General features: G+C 60.8%; 16 protein-coding genes. 9 read left to right on the top strand and 7 right to left on the bottom strand.

All coding sequences use genetic code 11. The annotated features are described in order from the left end of the window. Positions 1-129 precede the first annotated feature (129 nt). Together JNK74_20770 and JNK74_20765 are read right to left on the bottom strand one after the other, a co-directional pair. Entirely contained in the window at positions 130-762 is a 633-nt protein-coding gene (locus JNK74_20770; protein ID MBL7648617.1) for a dTMP kinase, read from the bottom strand. Then, complete coding sequence (locus tag JNK74_20765) at positions 759-1,616, bottom strand: prephenate dehydrogenase/arogenate dehydrogenase family protein (GenBank protein MBL7648616.1); 858 nt, start codon at positions 1,614-1,616, stop codon at positions 759-761. Before JNK74_20765 ends, JNK74_20770 begins: the two co-directional genes overlap by 4 nt. Positions 1,617-1,795: 179 nt before the next feature. Here JNK74_20765 and JNK74_20760 point away from each other — a divergent pair, with 179 nt between their 5' ends. Further along, positions 1,796-2,134 (top strand): PadR family transcriptional regulator, encoded by a 339-nt coding sequence (locus JNK74_20760; protein ID MBL7648615.1) that lies wholly within the window; start codon positions 1,796-1,798, stop codon positions 2,132-2,134. A 131-nt stretch (positions 2,135-2,265) separates the two neighbouring features. Here JNK74_20760 and JNK74_20755 read toward each other — a convergent pair whose 3' ends face one another. From JNK74_20755 to JNK74_20745, 3 genes are all read right to left on the bottom strand, one after another. Next, positions 2,266-2,739, bottom strand: a complete 474-nt coding sequence (locus tag JNK74_20755) for an SRPBCC family protein (protein MBL7648614.1) — start codon at positions 2,737-2,739, stop codon at positions 2,266-2,268. Between the two features lie 137 nt (positions 2,740-2,876). Further along, complete coding sequence (locus tag JNK74_20750; protein MBL7648613.1) at positions 2,877-7,007, bottom strand: M48 family metalloprotease; 4,131 nt, start codon at positions 7,005-7,007, stop codon at positions 2,877-2,879. After that, positions 7,004-7,399 carry a BlaI/MecI/CopY family transcriptional regulator gene (locus tag JNK74_20745; GenBank protein MBL7648612.1) on the bottom strand — a complete coding sequence of 132 codons (396 nt, stop codon included), beginning with the start codon at positions 7,397-7,399 and terminating at the stop codon, positions 7,004-7,006. Before JNK74_20745 ends, JNK74_20750 begins: the two co-directional genes overlap by 4 nt. 212 nt (positions 7,400-7,611) lie before the next feature. Between JNK74_20745 and JNK74_20740 the strand changes: the two genes are divergently transcribed. The 3 genes from JNK74_20740 (at position 7,612) to JNK74_20730 (ending at position 11,190) form a co-directional block, all read left to right on the top strand. After that, entirely contained in the window at positions 7,612-7,941 is a 330-nt protein-coding gene (locus JNK74_20740) for a pyrimidine/purine nucleoside phosphorylase (GenBank protein MBL7648611.1), read from the top strand. 539 nt (positions 7,942-8,480) lie between these two features. Then, positions 8,481-8,996, top strand: coding sequence for an RNA polymerase sigma factor (locus tag JNK74_20735; protein MBL7648610.1), 516 nt, complete (start codon positions 8,481-8,483; stop codon positions 8,994-8,996). Further along, positions 8,986-11,190, top strand: coding sequence for a beta-lactamase family protein (locus tag JNK74_20730; protein ID MBL7648609.1), 2,205 nt, complete (start codon positions 8,986-8,988; stop codon positions 11,188-11,190). Before JNK74_20735 ends, JNK74_20730 begins: the two co-directional genes overlap by 11 nt. A gap of 424 nt (positions 11,191-11,614) precedes the next feature. Here JNK74_20730 and JNK74_20725 read toward each other — a convergent pair whose 3' ends face one another. Then, positions 11,615-12,316: a hypothetical protein gene (locus JNK74_20725; GenBank protein ID MBL7648608.1), complete on the bottom strand. Its 702-nt coding sequence runs from the start codon at positions 12,314-12,316 to the stop codon at positions 11,615-11,617. 6 nt (positions 12,317-12,322) lie between these two features. Next, on the bottom strand, positions 12,323-13,969 hold the full coding sequence (locus tag JNK74_20720) for an FAD-dependent oxidoreductase (protein ID MBL7648607.1): 1,647 nt from the start codon (positions 13,967-13,969) through the stop codon (positions 12,323-12,325). A gap of 182 nt (positions 13,970-14,151) precedes the next feature. Here JNK74_20720 and JNK74_20715 point away from each other — a divergent pair, with 182 nt between their 5' ends. The 5 genes from JNK74_20715 (at position 14,152) to JNK74_20695 (ending at position 18,750) form a co-directional block, all read left to right on the top strand. Then, positions 14,152-15,414: an MFS transporter gene (locus tag JNK74_20715; protein MBL7648606.1), complete on the top strand. Its 1,263-nt coding sequence runs from the start codon at positions 14,152-14,154 to the stop codon at positions 15,412-15,414. Positions 15,415-15,561: 147 nt separating this feature from the next. Continuing rightward, positions 15,562-15,855, top strand: coding sequence for a prevent-host-death protein (locus JNK74_20710; protein ID MBL7648605.1), 294 nt, complete (start codon positions 15,562-15,564; stop codon positions 15,853-15,855). Then, on the top strand, positions 15,852-16,295 hold the full coding sequence (locus tag JNK74_20705) for a PIN domain-containing protein (protein ID MBL7648604.1): 444 nt from the start codon (positions 15,852-15,854) through the stop codon (positions 16,293-16,295). The genes JNK74_20710 and JNK74_20705 overlap by 4 nt, the downstream gene beginning before the upstream one ends. A 52-nt stretch (positions 16,296-16,347) precedes the next feature. Next, entirely contained in the window at positions 16,348-17,331 is a 984-nt protein-coding gene (locus JNK74_20700) for an LLM class flavin-dependent oxidoreductase (GenBank protein ID MBL7648603.1), read from the top strand. Between the two features lie 324 nt (positions 17,332-17,655). Further along, positions 17,656-18,750, top strand: a complete 1,095-nt coding sequence (locus JNK74_20695) for a hypothetical protein (protein MBL7648602.1) — start codon at positions 17,656-17,658, stop codon at positions 18,748-18,750. The last annotated feature ends 330 nt before the right edge of the window (positions 18,751-19,080 follow it).

The raw sequence follows: 19,080 nt of genomic DNA, 5'->3' as shown, positions 1-19,080 counted from the left end.
ATGGGTCTTATGGGTCTTATGGGTCTTATGGGTCTTATGGGTCTTATGGGTCTTATGGGTCTTATGGGTCTTATGGGTCTTATGGGGCCTTTGGGCTGGCGCGATACAGCCGAGCCTGAAGGCTGAAGTCTATTCTACCCGCGCGGCGAGCAGGGCTTCCACGGCGCGGCGGATGGTCTGATGCACTTCGTCAACTGAAGCCTCGCCGGGGATGAGGTGGATGCGATCGTGATCGGAAGCGGCGAGACTTAAGAAGCCCTGGCGCACGCGCTCGTGAAAATCGATGGATTCCTGCTCGATGCGATCTTTGCGGCCCCGGCTTCGTGCGCGCTCAAGGCCCACGGTCACGGGGACGTCGATCAGTAATGTGCAGTCGGGCCACACGCCGCCCGTGGCAATTTCGTTGAGGGTATGGAGGAGTTCGGCGTGGAGTCCCCGTCCCGCGCCCTGGTAGGCCGTGGTGGAATCGGCGAAGCGATCGCAGAGGACAATCTGGCCTGCGGCGAGGGCGGGGGCGATTTTCTCAAAGACATGCTGGGCGCGCGCGGCGGCGTAGAGCAGGAGCTCGACCGCGGGTCCCATGTTTTCGTGGTCGGGGTTCAGCAGGACGCCCCGTATGGCCTCGGCGATGGGCGTGCCGCCGGGTTCGCGGGTAACGATGACGTCGTAACCCGCTTCCGTCAGATATTCCCACAGCAGCGCGATCTGGGTTGATTTGCCGCAGCCCTCAACGCCTTCAAAGGTAATAAAGCATCCGCTCATGGCGTAAACACCTGTCGTCGCGCCTCGCGGCCCGCTTCAAAGAATTGCATCAGTGCCTGGGCGTCGCTACGCTCCACGGCGGTGAGAAAGTCGTTCAGTTGGCCCCGGAGCACTTCCAGGCCTTCCATTACGGCCTCGCGGTTGGTGAGGGTGATGTCGCGCCACATTTCCGGGCTGCCCTCGGCCAGGCGGGTCATGTCGCGAAAGCCATTGCCCGCGAATTCGCGCGCGGCGCCCCGCTCCACGGCGGAGGTGGCCAGGAGCGTGGCCATGATGTGGGGTATGTGGCTGGTGCTGGCGAGGATGACATCGTGGAGCGCGGGCTGCACATTGACCACGCGCGCACCACTTCGTTGCCAGAGTTCGCGGACCAGCCGCACGGCCTCGGGGTCGAGATCGGGGCTTTCTTCAATAAAGCAGACGCTGTTGTTATAGAGACTGGCCGAGGCATGCTCCGGACCGGATTTCTCCGACCCGGCCATGGGGTGGCAACCGACAAAGCGGCGGGGTGCGGGCCAGAGGTTGGCGGCGTGGGCGCAAATGGCGGCCTTGGTGCTGGCAACGTCCAGAATGACGGCGGAGGGGCGGGATGCGGCCCGGGCGATGTCCAGCGCCTCGAGGACCGTTGCCGCCGGTGTGGCGATGATGATGCAGTCGGCGTCGGCGGCGACACCGGCCAGATCGAGGGTGGCTTCGTGAATCGCCCCGAGGGAGAGGGCCGTGTCCAGGGTTTGCTGGCGGCGTCCCACGCCGGTGATGTGGCGGGCCGCGCCCGAGGCCTGCATGGCCAGGCCGAGGGAGGCCCCCAACAGTCCCGCGCCCACAAGTACGACGCGGTCAAACAATGGATCCATACCAACTCCGGTTTCGGGGACCTGCACATACGCCCCCCCAAATTGCTTCCCAAGACAAGTGGGTAGTGTATCGTATTGCGGTTGGGGATTGCATACCGGCGGCTTGACATCGGGGCGCGCTTGGCGTACGCTATCCATAGTTCCGCTATGCAGATGCAACAAATGGAGGCGCAATCGCCATGGATTCCAAATTTCTCACCGGCAGTCTGGACATGATGATACTTCAGGTGGCCCAGGGGGGGCCGACCTACGGCTACGAGATCACGCAGGAGGTGATGCGGCGTTCCGAAGGCTTCTTCGAGCTGAAAGAGGGCAGCCTTTACCCGGCGCTCCACCGCCTCGCGCGCAAGGGCATGCTCGAATGTTACTGGGAAGACAAAGACACGGGGCGCCGCCGCCGCTTCTACCGCCTCACGGCCGAGGGCGCCAAATCCCTCGCCGAGCAGCGCGCCGACTGGGAGCGCTTCGTTGCGGGCGTGAATGGGGTGCTGGGTCTGCGCGCGCAGGGGTTGGCGTGAGGGGAATTGGTTAGAATGTGACACAGGTCGTGGACGCGCCGCGGCGGGCGTCCCACCTGCGGTTTTGGGATGTAGGGTGGGATGGGTATTGGGGCGACCCAAATGTGATTCCCCAGAAGTACGACGCTACCTCACGCGCCATCCGGAATTTCCGGCTCGACCAACTGTGCCAATAACGACAGCGACTCCTGCCAGCCAAGATAGCAGAATTCCACGGGGATGACCGCGGGGATGCCTTCCTGGATGATATCGACCTCGGCCCCGGCGACGACTTTTTTTATCGTGATCGTGACTGGCATCTGGCCCGGAAGATTGGGATCGTCGAACTGGTCGATGTAGCGAATCTTGGAGTGGGGCGTCAGCTCGACGTATTCGCAGCGGAAGGAATGGCTGTTACCCGTCCCGAAATTCGTGAATGACATGTGGTATCCGCCGCCGACCCTGATATCGCTTGAATGGACCTTGCCGGTAAATCCATGGGGCGGCAGCCATTTCACCATTGCGTCCGGATCGACGAATGCCTTGTACAGTTTCTCAGGTGTCGTTTTGAATACCCGGTGCAACTTGACCGTGCCCGTGGTTTGATCTGTGGCGGTCTCTGGCATGGCGGCTCTCCTCTGGTGGTTTCTGATTTCAGCATCCACCATAACAAACCAGGCCGCATTGCTACCAGCGGAATCACTTCCAGGAGGAGTCCAAATTTCAATATTGCCTATTCCGGTTCTCCCATCTCCACGCCTGGCTAGTATTCACTCAATGCAAGCGTATGATCCTCCGTCGTACGCAGATCTCCGAGGTCCACGTGTTCCAATGATCTCTCTTCTACGTTGATGAAGTCGGGGTATTCATACTCGGTGTAGACTCGGCGCACATCATCCGGGGTATCGGCTGCGTAGAGCCTGGCGACAAGGCGGTATTGCCCCGGAGGAACGGTGTAGAAGCGAAGTATACCGTCGGCGAAGTCATTGGAGGAGATGGAAATGCGGTCATTTCGGAGTTCGACATCGGCGGACATGCCATCCGGCAGAGACAGCTTTCCCGAGACTTCCGGGCCATTTTCAAGCGTAGTAAGATGGCCGGCTTCCCCAGAGGCGAGCGTGACGTAGCGCGAGACCCGGTTGCCCTTGCTGGATGTTGCTTCGCTTCCAGGGGCGCTGCGGTAGGAAGCATGCACGAAATAACGGCCGGGAGGGAGGTTCTCCATGACGAGTCTGGGACTCCGCATGTCGGGCATGCGGGTAGGGAGGGCGAAAAACCATGCGGGTGTTTCGGAGGCGGGGCTCATGCCGATGTCCGTAAGGCGTTCATGGAATGCATTGCCAATGGTGAGCGTCGCGCAGGGCTCCAGTCGCAGTTCATGGTTAGACTCGGGGGCGGTGACGTGCTTTCGCACGTAGCCATTCTCGTCGAGGGCAACGAGGTCGTACGGGGGCCGAAGCGCGGGAAGTTTGAATCGCCCGTCCTCTGGCGTGAATACAACAACGTGATTCTTGCCGACCCACAGGTGCCGGGCGTTTTCGCGCTTCTCCGGGGTGTTGTCGTCGTAGCGCGATACGGCATTGCCAAGCCCCATCATCGATATGACGAAGTCTTCCGAGGCGAGGTGTACTTTTGCCCCGCGGACGGGAACGCCAGCAGCATCAAGGACTTGACCTTCCACGGGAGCGGCTTTTTCCATCTTGAAATTCAACATGTCCGGTGGTGCGTCCTGGGGGAAGAGCGGCGATAGTTCAATGAAGTAGCCATCACTTACAATCGCAATACGTAAATGTGTGATATCCTGTTCTCGCTTGGGTATTTTCAGTTCAAAGCCATCACCTTTTCGCTCCGGACTCTTGGCGACACTCCAATGGGTGCCTGAGAACATGGTTGTGACGAGGCTGCCATCGGTGTTGGTGCCAATCCAGATTTCGTAGTCCGGTACAGCGGACCCTGTTTCGGCGTCGACGACCGAACCGCGGAACGTCGCGAGCCGCGGGGTTTCGAATGTGATGATATTCTCTGCTTCCTGCAGCGGCAAGACTTCATGTCCCTGCGCGCCCGTCGGATGGCTGAAAGAAATCTCCATTGTTTCCGATGGCGCTCCCTCCCAAACGTAACGTCCTTCATCGTTTGCCGTGCCGCGCCGGAGGCTGTCGGTGTGAGTTTGACCATACACGACAAAGCGAATGCCAGGTAAGGGGCTATTGTTTTCGTCCACGAAGCGGAAGCGCAACGTACGTGTCTTACCGGCAGGATCTTCGCTTGCGGCCAGTGGCGTGCCAGGTTCATCCTTTGTTTCAGTGTCCGGGGCAGGCTGAGCATCGGATGTCGCAGGCGGCGCGTCGCCGTTCGCGTTCGGAGCGGCCACGGCGGTCATGCGCCAGAGCTTGCGCGTCCGGTGTTCGACGGTGAACTCCAGGCCCGTTTGCTCGGCGAGGTGGCCGAGGATTTGATCGAGCTTCCGGCGGCCCTCGGGTGTTGCGGCCTCGCCGTGCGCCATTCTGGCGGAACGCATGAAATAGGCGTAGGGTACTTGGGCGGCGTCAGGCTGATTCACCTGATTGATAACCGCCACATGGGTTCCAGATGAAAAGATCTCGAAAACTTCACTCAGGCGATTCGCGGCACCATAGTTGTAGTGGTCGCCACCGGCGTTGTTTCCCCCATAGATGTAGATTCCCTTCTCTTCGGGCGGGTCGGCAATGGGCTGAAAGGAGAACGAGCCGCGCGCGACGACGACGATTTGAGCGGTATCCGGGCTTTCAAAGTGGATGGGCGTCCCCGCCTCCTCGCTCAGGATCGTTTCGAGGGCCTTCATTCGTTCTTCGAGCGGGGCGTCCTCAACAATGCTCCAATCGCCACGGATTATGGTGTCAGGCACACTGTCCGCCACTTGGATATCCGCCGGCGTCAGTTCAGTGAGCGCGGCCGGTAGCGTTCGAAGCGAAGAGCCTTCGCCTCCATTGAAGCTGAAGTTATAGGTAGCCAGCACGTCTTTCTCGCGCGCCACGGGATCGCCAGGCCATCCGGCCAGGAAACGATCCCACCTCAATGTGATCACGTCGGGCATGGCATTACCGCCACTGCGGCTTTTCGAGAAAAAGTCCTGAGCAACGGCGCCTCTCGGTTGCTTGATTAAGCGAATGATCGCTCCATCGTTCGGTGCGTAGACTTCCTGGAAGCGAGGCCACCAGGGTTCGCCATCCACCTGATAGCTGGCGGCGATAATATCCGCGCTGCTAAACCGCGGGCTGCGGAAGCGCGCGTTTGTGTTTTCCACCATCGGCACATTATTCCAATGGATGGCGTAAAGGTTGGATTCGGCTTCCCCGGAAAAGTTACTACGCAGTCCAATATGATCGGGCAGTTCCAGATCGAGATCCGTCCGGCAGTCCGCGATCACGTAGCGATCCGCTGATGCCTCACCGGATTCGTCAGCCGCTGTCACAGTACTCGTTGTGTCGAGATTCTCCAAATCTGGCGTAACGCCGCTCAATTCCATCGCAGTGGCCGCGGGCGAGGTTGGGTGAAGGCGAAAGAGAAAGCCCGCGTTTGTGCCGCGCCGTTGGCCCGCCATCTGTTGTCGCAAGAGGTTGCTCCAATAGGAGGTGACTACTGTTTCGGCCGCGTTTCCCCACGCTCGTGGCTCTACCTGACGCCCGTCAACAGAAATGAGTGTCGGCTCCGCACCGACTACACCCAGCAGTTCGACTTCCAGTCCGGGTAATGTTGCTACCGCCCGATCCTTGGTGAGGTTCACCTCGATGGCGGGGGACTGGTCCGACCGCGTGTCGATTTCCGCGCCGAAAACTTCCGCAGGCTCTTGCACCAGTCGAAGGCTTCCGAGTGCCGCCAGGAGCGTGATGCCTGCGGCCGATGCGACGGCCACCCAGTGCCCGGCCAGCGCGTTTGCGCGAATACCCTGACGCAACCGGTGCAGGCGATGCATGATCTCTGAGCTTCCCAGCATAGGAACGCCTCCGGGCGCGGCGGCGGCGGCGTGAACGGCGAGCGCTTCGAGGGCAAGGGCGCGGGCGTAGGACTCGGCGCCGCCAACGAGGTCAGCCGCCACAGCATCACAAACTTCCTCGCAGGCTGAGCCGTGGGCAGACCGTAGACCCCACTGTAGCGGATGGAACCAAAGGAGGGCGGAGAGGACGCGCGCTAGACTCATCCAGAAGGTGTCGCGCGATTTCACATGCGCCAGTTCATGGGCGAGTACTGCCCGCACCTGCGATACGTCATCTTCGCCCAAGGCCCGATCCGAGAGGACGATGACCGGGCGCACCATGCCCGTTTGAAAAGGCGAGCCGAGCCCGGCCAGGATGCGCAGCTTTACAGGTTGACGGATGCCGAGCCGTTGCGCAACTTCGCGAGCGCAATCCACTAACGTTACTGGCGCGGCCGTCGAGAGGCGGATTGCAGCTTGAACGCGGATCCAGCCGCGCGTCATCTGGAGGAGGGACAGAAGCGCGCCTGCCCCCCAGAGAAAGAGCAGGAGCGACAGCGCGTTCTGGGAGAGCCACGCCGTGGCGGAGAATGGCGGGGAGGATTCGGACGGTGTGAAAATTTCCATCGGAGAAGCCGTGATACTCGGCTGTAGCGAGATTAAAACCTGTTCGACAGGCGCCTCTAATGCAGACATAGTTGGAGGTGTGGATGGCGCGGCCTCGCTATGCAACGCGATCTCCACGGCGGGTAGCGTGAACTCCGCAAATGGCAGGGCCAATAAACCCAGAATAACACTCCGCCAAAGCAACACCCGCCAACGTGGGTTTCGCCGCCAGAGTGCTAGATGAATCAACCATGCGACTGCCAGCAGCACCGTGGCCTTCACCAATACGGCATCGACGAACGGCAAACCAATGAGAAATTCCGCGAGCGTGTTCATTTCGCGCCCTTTCGCCGTTGGCTGTCCGAGGTCGCCTTACTTTCGCCGCGGGCTAGCCGCCGCAATTCCGCCAGCTCTTCCGGGGACAGATTCTCAGTCTTGATGAGTTGCGCGATGAGCCCGGCTGTGGAGCCTCCGGAAAATACGTGGGCCAGTTGGCGCGTCAACCCTGCCAACATTCCCTCGCGGGACTTCCGGGCTGTGTAGTAGAAAGCGCGACCGTCCCGGCGGCGCGTGACCAGGTCCTTCTCCATCAGCACGCGTAGAACTGATCGCAGGGTACCGTTGTCGATGGGCCAGGAAAACTCCGCCTCGATTTCGCCGGGTTTCTGTTCACCCCGCGCCCAGAGAATGCGGAGCGCTTCAAGTTCGTTTCGGTTCACGTCGTCCATGGATTGCCTCCAGTCTGTCCTGTGAGTATTTCACAAATTGGGGTCGATGTCAATGGACTTGTGAGCTTCTCACAGAAGGCCATTCGCACCAACGCCGATCAGCAGTGCACGCGGCTTCCTGTCCTACCGTAAAATCTGGCGCGCGCGCCTGCGACCGGCTATAATTCCCGACTCAACAACCCAACCCGCTTTTGCGTTATGAAGGAAGTTTTATGTCTGAACAGGTTCCCAGTCAGTTTGATGGTGTCAGCATTGTCTGCAAGGCCAACGTATATTTCGACGGCAAGGTGGTGAGCCACTCCATTTTGTTTCCGGATGGCACGAAGAAATCCACGGGGCTTATCTATCCCGGCACCTACACGTTCAACACGGACGCGGCCGAGCGGATGGACATCATCTCCGGTGCGTGCACGGCCCAGGTGAAGGGCGAAGCCGCAGCGACGGCCTACGCGGCGGGCACGTACTTCGATGTGCCGGCGAAGTCGTCCTTCGACATCACTGTGGAATCCGGCATCGCGGAGTACGTCTGCTCGTTCAAGTAGACGCTTGCGCAAACAAAATTCAACGCCCCTCCGCTGGTTTCGACACGGCGGAGGGGCGCTTTGTATTGGCACCTTTAACCAATAGTGCTTCGCGCTGAAATGCACCGATCACCAATTAACCGCCGATACGGACTTTGCCCACAGATCTGCACAGATCCGCACAGATAAGACAGAAGCTTTCGCCTTCCTTCTGAGTGCCCATCTCCTGCCTTGAAGGCTTCTGCCCTTACCAACCTGTATCTTCTGGCTGTTCTTGAGCCCTTGTAATTTATCTGGGTGGATCTGTGGAGATCTGTGTTAAAACACACTCTCCGGACAATTCATGTATCGTCGCACTTGGAAGTGGCTTAATCTACTTTATGCCGCTGACTTCCACACTTTGCGCCTTCGCGGCTTTGCGTGAGCACGTTTTGATCTATGGTCACGCAAGGCGCAGAGACGCCAAGGTGTGCGCCAACCTTGCCTTCCCTTATTCTTTCCCCGGCTCTGTAAGGAAACGTGTGTCCGCGTTACCAATATAGGCAATCGAGGGATTGGCATTGCTGGACGAAGACCAAGAATCGCTATTCGTGACCTGGCTGGAGGCCCATGGGGCTTCGGTGGTGAAGGTGGCGCGCGCGTACACGCTTACGCACGAGGAGTGCCAGGACCTGGCGCAGGAGATTCTTCTGGAGGCGTGGCGGTCCTTGCCGAAGTTTGAGCGGCGGGCCAGCGCGGCGACGTGGTTTTATCGCGTGGCGCTCCATACGGCAATGAACTGGCACCGGAAGGACAAGCCTCGCCGAGCACGACAACAACCCCTGCTGGACGTGCATGTTGTCGCTACGGACGGGACCGATGGCGCGGCGCAGCGCGAAGTTGTCGAGCAGCTTTACAGCGCGATACATCAATTGCCGAAGGCCGACGCGGCGTTGGTGCTGTTGTATCTGGACGAACTGAGTTATCGGGAGATGGCGGAAGTGCTGGGCATCTCCGAGAGCAATGTGGGGGTGAAACTGAATCGCGCGAAGAAAGCGCTGGGTGAATTGATGAAAGGGAAGAGCCATGAGCCCTGACGATTTTCAGCAGGCCTGGCGGGCGGAAGCTTCGCAGACGCGGGTGACGGTGAATGGTGACGCGCTGCTGGAGGCGGTGCGGAGCAAACAGCAGGAATTGCGGGCGACGATTGTGTGGGGCGATTTCTCGACCATAGCCACGGAATTGCTCTTGTTGCCCGTCTTTCTTTACCTGGGTATGGCGACTGACGCGCCCTGGACCTGGTACCTCGTGGTGGCGGCTATTTTCTGGAGCGCCGCGTACAAGGTTGCGCGTCGGACGTATGGTAAGCGCGGCGGGATGGACCCGGGCGAGCCGTTACTGGACGGCGTGCGGCAGTCTCTGGCCCTGGTGGACGAACTCGCGCGGGTTCGGCGCAACGACTTCTGGAGGACCCAGTTCACCGCAGCGGTGGCTATGACAATTTTTTTCGTCCATGTTGCCTGGTCGGTATACGAGGAGCCTATGGCTGCGATTGGCAACATGGCGATTTGCCTCATCCTGGTTTCTTCGATTTATGGCTTCACCTATTGGCTGGGCCGTCGCGTCGAGCGGACGCAGTATGAGCCGCAGCGCCGGGAGTTGATCGCGCTGCTGGAGCAACTGGGTGACGACGCGACTGGCGAGGTAAGCGGCGAGTATCCAATGCTCATGACGTCGATGCGCGTGGCGTGTTCACTGCGTCGAAAGTTGATCGGCTGGGGTCTGGCCACCTTGTTTTTGGCGATTGGCATCGGCGGTATTGTTTACGGATATAGCATGGATCGAGAGACCTATCCGAAGCTCGCTCCATTCACCGATGTGCGCTGGGGAGAGGACGTGCCGGTGGTTGAGATTGACGGAGAATGGCATCTGCTCTTCTCAATCGACGGGCTCGATGTGAAGGAGATTGTGGAATTCTGCAAAACTACCTACGGAGAGAAATGGCAGATGCGATTCGGTCAGGATCTGGTTCAGATATTGACGGAAATGGGCCATACGCCGAAGGACACCGTGCAACTGGATGTGCTCTCGGCCGGGCTCGTCAGCGGGAGCTTTGAACCATCGCAGTCGCAGCCCGTGCGGACCGTGAAGGATGTCGCGATGACCGCGGGGAACCGTCGCGCAGTGCGGGCGGCAGCCGAGAAACGCGAAGCGCGGGAGGCGGCGGACGAGGCGTCCAAGGCAGAGCGGGCTGAGCCGGTCGTGGAGCTGGATTCCGCCGCGCCGCTTGTCGAGTCGCTGGAGCGCGTACGAGCTGCCTATGCCTTGCCCGCGCTGGCGGCCTTTGCCCTGCGCGGCGATGTGATCGTGGAGCAGGCGATGGTGGGGACGTTGTCTACAAAGGATGATACGCCGGTAAGCTCTGCGGCGCAGTGGCATTTGGGATCGAACACGAAGGCGATGACCGCGACGGTGGCGGGAATGCTGGTGGAGGAGGGGCTGCTGCGCTGGGATTCAACGATTGGAGAAGTGCTGGGCGAAAGCGCGCCTGGGATGGACGAGGGTCACCGGGACACCACGCTGTCGATGCTGCTGCACCACACGAGCGGGATCACGGCGAATATTCGCTGGTTTTCCGCGCCAGAGGACCGAATCGTCTGCGCGGCGGAGATTCTGGCGGAGGCACCCGACGGCAAGCGCGGAGAATATGCCTACAGCAACGCGGGCTATGTCGTGGCGGGCGCGATGATGGAAAAAGTAACCGGAAAGACGTGGGAAGTCTTGATGCGGGAGAAGCTCTTCGCTCCACTCGGCATGACGAACACGGGCTTCGGTGCGCCATCGGCACCTGGTTCGCCGTGGGGGCATGAAAGCGGGTTGCTTGGCTGGTCGCCGAAGAACCCCAACGCGCGCAACGCGGACAATCCGCCGGTGATGGGTCCGGCGGGCACGGTACACACGACGATGGAAGACTACGCCCGTTTTGTCGCGGCGCACCTGAAGGGCGCACAGGGGCAGGGGGGCATTGTTTCGGCGCAGACCTTTGCCACGCTTCACGCGCCATTGCCCGGCGGGGACTATGGCATGGGGTGGATTGTCACGGAACGGGGCTGGTCGGGGGGCCACGTTCTCACGCACGGGGGAAGCAATACGCTGTGGTATACCACAGTGTGGCTTGCGCCGGGGAAGGGCATGGCCTTCTTCGCAGCCACCAATGTGGGTGGCGACACGGCGGGCAATGCCCTGAACAAGGCGATTGAGATGCTGATTGGTCGGCATCTGCCGCTATAGGCGCGTGGACCGAGTGGACCGAGTGGACCGAGTGGACCGAGTGGACCGAGTGGACCGAGTGGATTCGCCGCGGCGAATGGACCGAGTGGGTTCGCCGCAGCGAATGGACTGCGTGGCGGGTCCGCTGGGGGTGGTCATTTCGATAGAGACAGTTCGGGCGTTGGGGAATTGTCCGGCGCCGGACTTTACTCGGGGTGGTCTGCGGATTTCCTTCGTAGTTTTCACGTGACGCGGGTTGCCTGGCGGTGTCGGGGGAGGGTAACCGGTATACCTCCCCTTCTCATTCGCACAGGTCAGTGGCCGCGCCGTTCGTGGAACGCGGTGAAGGAACGAATCGTTGATCGGAGATTCTCCACCGACCACCTCTATAAGTATGGATCGGACGTTGCACTTTTTTGGGTGGGACGGGAGCTTATGGGCGGTGCTATCGGAACTTGTCCGCGCTGATGCCGAGGCCCCAGAATCCGACGTTTCGCGCTTTGCAGTGGGCTTCGATGCGGGCCGCGCGCTCGTGAATACGGGTGTCGGTGGCCTCGTCGATGGGTGGTGGGATGTCGAGGGTGATCCACCAGGATACCCAGTCGTTTTCCTTCTGGCGTTCGTGCAGCGTATCGATCAGGGCCATGACGTCGGCCTCCTGGCACTCTTTACCGTCGAGATAGAGCTTCCCAGCGGCGTCGACAATGACCCGGGTAGATTCCGGTGTGCCGGTTTCCGGTCCCGGCTCCGCGTCCGCCGTCGGCGGCTCCGCTTTTTTCTCCAGCTCCGCTTCCACGCTGGTCCAGGGAATTTCCACCTCGCCGGGGCGGCACCAGATGGCGTAGACCCCCATGCCGCAGGTGCAACTGTCGTACTGGGAGGAGACCACATCAATGGTATTGGGGGTAGTGTCGCAGATGGCCCGCAGCGGGGCCATTTGTTCATCCGTCAGGGTGAGCTTGCGTCGCTGTTCGACGTCCTTTCGCTGGTCATCGTTCAGGGGAACGGTGTAGCTGTCCACGGTGACGCTCTTGCGGTCGGGCGCCACGGGGATGGCTTCGGCGTGTGCGGGCATGGTCACGAGGAAGAGTAGCGGTACGAGCGACAGGCAGCGAAGACGCGAATGGATTGTGGGGAGCATGGGCATGCTGTTTCACCCTTGTGAAGGGTTGGTTCTTTCCAGTTTCTGGCCCAGTGCCAGCAGTCTCGGTCGGAGCTCCGAATAGGGAAGGTCCTGCACGGGCGCGCCGCGCTTCGCGCTGATTGCGGCGGCGACCCCGGCGGATTCACCGAGGATCATCCAGACCGGCTCCATGCGCAGGGAGGTCATGGCAATGTGACTTGCCGAGCAGCAAACGGGAACCAGCAGGTTTTCACATTCCTCCCGGCGGGGTGTGATGGCCTCATAGGGGATTTTGTAGATGCCCTTGTATTTTTCGTCCAGGTACAGAATCGAAAACTCCCCACCGCTCAGGGCGACTTTTCCTCCGACGGCCAGGGTGGCGTAGGGCCAGTCATCCACACCGTAGGAGGCCAGTCCGACGGCATGGGGCGGATCCGATTTTCCTTCGAGGTCCTTCTGCGTTACGACGTAGGAAGACACCATTCGCCGGGCTTCCCGCACGTACAACTGGTGCGGCCAACCGGCGGAATCGTCAAACTGGCCCCGCAGGAAAGTCGCCTGGTCCGCCGGTGTTTTCAAGGCGGGTGGAACGGACGGGTCGGTGCGGAGAAAATGGGTGAGATTTCGGAAAAAGTCCTGATGGAACTTCCAGATTTTGGAGCGGACGGCCCAGTCTCCATCGGGGTAGGCGTCGTTGCACCCGAACACGGTGGTATTCAGGAGGGAGCGGTTCGTATTGCCGCTTGGGTCGTCGTACAGTCGGCCATTGTTTTCGATGATCTCACCGAGGACCTTCATCTTCCTGGAGCGCTGAAGGTCGAGGCCCTGTTTGAAACCCCGGCGGAATACCTCGAACTGGGCCGGGTCGTAGTCGTCGGTGGGGGTTATGGGCCAGCCGTCGCCGACGAGATCGTATTTGTAGCGAAAGGCGTAGCCCATCATGAGCTTGTCCGCACTGCCCAGGGGCGCCATTTCCCTTTCCTGCAGCAGGGGGAGAAGTCCGCTCGACGGGTCGCCCGCGGTGTTGTAGGGATCGATGTCGTAGGTCCACAAATTGGGACGCACGCCGCCGAGGGATTCACCGTATTGCCCGGTTGATTCGCGGCCGAAGGTATGGGACACGCCGGAGGCCGCCATGAGGTCGCCCTCGTAGGAACAATCGAGAAAGAGGGCCGCCTGAACCGAAACAGCGTTCTGCGTTGTGGCCGAGGCGACGGGACAACCGGTGGGGTCGGGCGGCGCGTAGTCCAGCGAGAGGGACGTTATCAGCGGGCCATCGCGATGGACCGAGTTCAGGCGATGTTCGAACAGGACCTCTATCTTATGCTCGGCCACGAGGTCCGCAAAGACCTTTCGGTACTGCGCGTTGTCGTAGTTCTTCTCCAGGATTGCGAAGGCGCCGCCGCCCACCGCCTCCTTCCGGCCCCAATCGATGTGGTTGATTCCGCCGCCGGTCATGCCGCCCAGCCAGCGACTGGGCTCTACAATGAGAACGCGGCACCCTTCGCGCGATGCCGCCACGGCCGCCATAATGCCGCCCGCTGTGGCGGCGTAGACGCATACATCGGCTTTGAGGAGCGCCGGCCCGGCGAAGGCATTGGCTGTGGCGATGGCGGGCAAGGCGCCGCAGGTCAAGGCGACAAACTCGCGCCGCGTGCAGGTATTCGGCGATGTCATTCTCTTCCTCCTCTGGCGGGGCTACCCGGCCCGCCGCAATGTCCGACTGCTTATCATAGGCCCATCCACCTGAATCTGCAACGCTGGAAATTGCGATTGCTATCCTGGTGTGCTTTAGGCTCTAATCACGCCAGTGAAACGTGTTGTAACGTTCTGGTCTCGACCCCACCCCGAGGAATGTCATGCATCCGAACATAAAGCTTCGTTTGTCCGTCTTCATGTTTCTCCAATATTTCACGTGGGGCTGCTGGTACGCCAGCATGGGCGCCTACCTCGCAAATGCGCTGAAATTCGAAGGGGGTCAGATTGGCCTGGCCTATGGCGCCTTTGCCGTTGGCGCGATGATCTCCCCCTTCTTCGTGGGCCTGATAGCCGACCGCTACTTCGCCTCGGAGAAGCTGCTTGGGGCGCTCGGCATCCTCGGTGGGGCGCTGCTCTTTCTGCTGCCCCAGATGAAGGATTTCGCACCCTTCTATGCGCTGCTCATCGTTTATTGCGCCACCTATGTGCCCACCCTCGCCCTGGGGAATTCCCTGTCGCTGCACCAATTGCCCAATGCGAAAAAGGACTTCCCCCACGTGAAAACCCTGTCCGCCGTGGGCTGGGTGGCGGCGGGACTCCTCGTCAGCGCGCTGAAAGCGGAGCAGGTCGCGCTCCAGTTTTACCTCGCGGGTGCGAGCTCCATCGCGTTGGGGCTTTATGCGCTGACCCTGCCCCATACTCCGCCTATGAAAGTGGGGGAAAACGTGCCCCTGCGCGAAATACTCGGCCTCGACGCCCTCGCGCTGCTGAAGAAGCCTTCCTTTGCCATCTTCATCGGCTGCATGTTCCTCATCTGCATCCCGCTCTACTTCTATTTCGTCAACCTCGGCATTTATCTCACCGAGCACGGCTGGGAAAACTTTGCGGGCAGACTCACCCTTGCGCAAGTGTCCGATGTGGTGTTTCTTATCCTCTTGCCGTTCTTGCTGCACAAACTCGGCTACAAGAAAACCATCGCCATCGGCATCATTGCCTGGGTCACACGTTACTTCCTCCTCGCGCAGAGTGTCGATGCCGCCACCCTGTCCACCACGCTGATTATCAGCGCCATCCTGATCCACGGCGTTTGCTATGACTTCCTCTTCATTGCCGGACAACTCTACGTGGACGAGGAGAGCAACGAACGCATGCGCGGCGCGGCCCAGGGTTTTATCGCCTTTATTCTCTGGGGCGTCGGCGCCTTTGTCGGCACCCTGCTGGCCGGGAAGGTCATGGAGGCAAACAAACTTGCCAAACCGGTCAGCGGCTACCTTCACGATTGGCAGGCGATCTGGAGCGCGCCCGCGTGGGGCGCGGTCGGTGTGCTGGTGGTGTTTCTGCTGTTCTTCCGTGGACCGGTGAAGACGGTGGTGGATGTGGCGGAGGAGGAAGTGCTGGTCGCGGCGGATGACAAGGTGGTGTGAGGGGAGTTGACAGTTGACAGTTGACAGTTGACAGTTGACGGTTGACGGTTGACGGTTGACGGTTGACGGTTGACGGTTGACGGTTGACGGTTGACGGTTTTGGCGCTATTCAGGAGCTTGTGGTAGGATGGATCCGAGGTGTAAGCGATGACCTTGAACGACGTTCAATATATAACTGATGCGGACGGGCGGGAGGTGGGCGTCATTCTGCCCATCGAACTCTGGCGTGAGATTTCTTCAGAACGCGAAGTGGCGCACCGTTTGAGCAACGAGGCCACGAAGAAACGCCCCATGGACCCACGCGGGCGGGCGGAGGGCCTAACCCTTGAGGAAGCTGGCATCGAGATCTGTAAAGAGACGGGACTCCCCGTGTTTCGCATGCCAGTAGGAGCGCCGCAGATTTCGACGGAGTTCATACGGTCTCTGGAAGACGAGTGGTGAGCGTCCGCCTGCTGGACGCCAATATACTCATTGCGCTCGCTTGGCCCGCGCACGCGCGCCACAAAGCGGTTATTTCCTGGTTTCGCGGAATTCGCGAGGAGGGCTGGGCCACCTGCCCCTTTACTGAAGCCGCCTTTGTGAGAGTAATCTCCAATCCGCGTATGCAACCCTACGCCGTCGCGCCTGAAGCGGCTATTCTCCTGCTGAACACCTTGACTGGTCAATCGGGATATGAATTCTGGCCGGACGATCTCCCGCTGAGAATCATTCTGGAGCGCACGGCCAAAATTACCGGGCACAATCAGATTACGGATGCCTACCTGCTGGCACTGGCGAGACTCAGAGGTGGCAGGCTCGCGACACTGGACTCGGGCATCTCCGCACTCTTGCCGCGCATACCTGGGGAGTCCGAGCGCCTGGAAGTCGTGGCGGTGGAATAATCCCTTCCGAGGAGCAGCTCGGGGACAGGGGTGGCGAAAAGGCAGTATAAACATGACCCGTCTTTCGATACTCGATCTCGCCTTCGTGCCGGAAGGCGCAACGCCCGCCGACGCGCTTCGGAACACGCTGGACCTCGCGCGGCATGCGGAGCGCCTGGGCTATCATCGATTCTGGCTGGCGGAGCATCACAACATGGTCGGCATCGCCAGTGCGGCGACAGCGGTGCTCATTGGCTATGTGGCCGGGGGCACGAACACCATCCGCGTCGGCGCCGGGGGCATCATGCTGCCGAACCACGCGCCCCTCGTGGTGGCGGAGCAGTTCGGCACGCTGGAATCCCTCTATCCGGGGCGGATCGATCTTGGGCTTGGTCGCGCGCCCGGCACGGACCAAGTCACCGTTCGCGCCCTGCGCCGCACGGCGGACAGCGCGCTCCATTTCCCACAGGATGTGCTCGAGTTGCAGGCCTATCTGGGCGTGGCGCAGGAAGGACAGATGGTCCGCGCGGTGCCCGGCACCGGAACGAAGGTGCCCCTGTGGATCCTGGGCTCCAGCCTCTTCGGCGCGCAATTCGCCGCGAAGATGGGCCTGCCCTACGCCTTTGCGTCCCACTTCGCGCCGAGGGAACTGATGCCCGCGCTGGAAATCTATCGCCGGGAATTTGAGCCGTCGCAACAGCTCAGCGCGCCCTACGCGGCTGCGGGCGTTAACGTCTTCGCCGCCGATACCGACGCCGAAGCGCGACGGCTCTTTACCTCGGCTCAACAACAGTTCACGAACTTAATACGCGGCACGCCCGGCCGGTTGCGACCGCCCATCGACGATATCGAAGTCTACTGGACCCCCGCCGAGAAGGCCCACGTGACGGGCATGATGTCCTGTTCCTTCGTCGGCGCCCGCGCCGGCGTGCGGGACGAGTTGAACGCCTTTATCGACCGGACGAGCGTCGATGAACTCATCGTCGCCTCAGCAATTTACGATCATGCGGCGCGGGTGAGGTCCTATGAGATTTTGATGGAGTCGGTGGGGACGTAGCGATTTCCTATTTCCCACGAAACCGTCGGATGTAGCACGAAGGACGTCTAAAGTTGGGGCGTCTTATTATCCTCATGACCTGGTTCCCCGAGGAAAATGCGCACGGCTGGGAGCGCAGGCGTCCCCGCCTGCAAGGCACCGGAGGTGCGATCAAAGGTGCGAAGCGGTTAATCGTGTTCGGTAGGAATGAGTGCGCATTTGAATCGGTTCATGCGCCTGCGGCGCAAAGTGCAGGCGAGGACGCCCGCGCTCCCAGCCGTGCGAGTCCTATTGGACAGGGGCACGGATCAGGCGTTAAGGCGCAAATGGGTAGGAGAAAACGTAATGTCATTTCGTCCAAATAACAAGTCCGTGGCTCTGTTTCTGACTCTTCTCTTCGTCGTTCCCGCCCTGACCGGGCGCGCACAGGCCGCCGAGTGGCGTATTGATTCGCCCGTGGGGGACGGCACGCCCGGGAACGTCGGCCAGCCCTTTGGCCTGGTGGTCGGGCCCGATGGCGGGCTCTATATCTGCGAAGTGGAGAACCATCGCATTCGCCGATTCGACCTGAATACCCAGGCGTTGACCACCGTGGCCGGTACGGGGCGGGCCGGGTATAGCGGCGATGGGAGGCTGGCCCTTGACGCCGACCTGAACGAGCCCTACGAGATCCGCTTCGACGACGCGGGGAATCTTTTTGTCGTCGAAATGAAGAACCACATCGTCCGCCGCATCGATGGGAAGACCCACATCATCACCACCGTCGCGGGCTGTGGTCGCGAGGGGTTCGGCGGCGACGGCGGTCCCGCGACCGAGGCGCTGCTGAAGCAGCCCCACAGCATCGACCTCGACGGGAAGGGCGGCCTGCTCATCGCCGACATCGGCAACCACCGCATTCGCCGCGTCGACCTCGCGTCGGGCACGATCCGAACCATTGCGGGCAACGGCGAGAAGACGATGCCCCAGGACGGCCAACAGGCCGACGGCAACCCCATGGTGGGGCCTCGCGCACTCTTTGTGGACGGCGACACCCTCTGGATCGCCCTGCGCGAGGGACACAGCGTGTGGCGTATGGACCTGAGCACGGGAACACTGACCCACGTGGCCGGAACGGGCGAGCGGGGCTACACCGGCGACGGCGGCCCCGCCCGCGAGGCCACCTTCGACGGCCCCAAAGGCATCGCCGTCGGCCCAGCGGGCGAGGTGCATGTGGTGGACACGGAGAACCAGGCCATCCGGATGATCGACACGCAGTCGGGCGTCATCACCACCATCGCCGGGAGCGGACCGAATGGGCGTGGATTTGGCGGCGACGGCGGCCCCGCGACAGCGGCAAAGATGGACCGGCCGCATGGGATTTGTGTTGGGGCGGACGGCGCCGTGTATGTGGGGGATACGAACAACCACCGCGTGCGGCGGGTGTGGCGGAGTGGGGAGTGATAGAGTGGCGATGGCAACGAGGAAGCAGCGGGTGTGGGGGGATAAGTGGACTCGTGCAGGGTAGAATTCCCAGCTTCGCGGAATGGCGCTTGACTTATCAATATCACCCATCTAGTATGCTCAAACTTCGTAAAACGGAACCCACGTTTCTGCCGAGGACACTCAGAGGCTGATTAGTAAGTATCGGGGCTACCGGGTTTGACTGGGCGACACGAATGCTGCGGCTTACGGTTTCTCCACCAATCTTTTAAATAAGGGTGCAGTTTTAATACTACCGCTCAAGCGGCGTGCTGTAGGGCCAAGTATTCTTTCCAAAAGAGGTCCCATCGA

It is taken from the genome of Candidatus Hydrogenedentota bacterium, assembly GCA_016791475.1.
In the GTDB taxonomy this organism is placed as follows: domain Bacteria; phylum Hydrogenedentota; class Hydrogenedentia; order Hydrogenedentales; family JAEUWI01; genus JAEUWI01.
The sequence above is the reverse complement of the archived record's forward strand: the minus strand, read 5'-3'. Positions and strand labels throughout refer to the sequence as shown.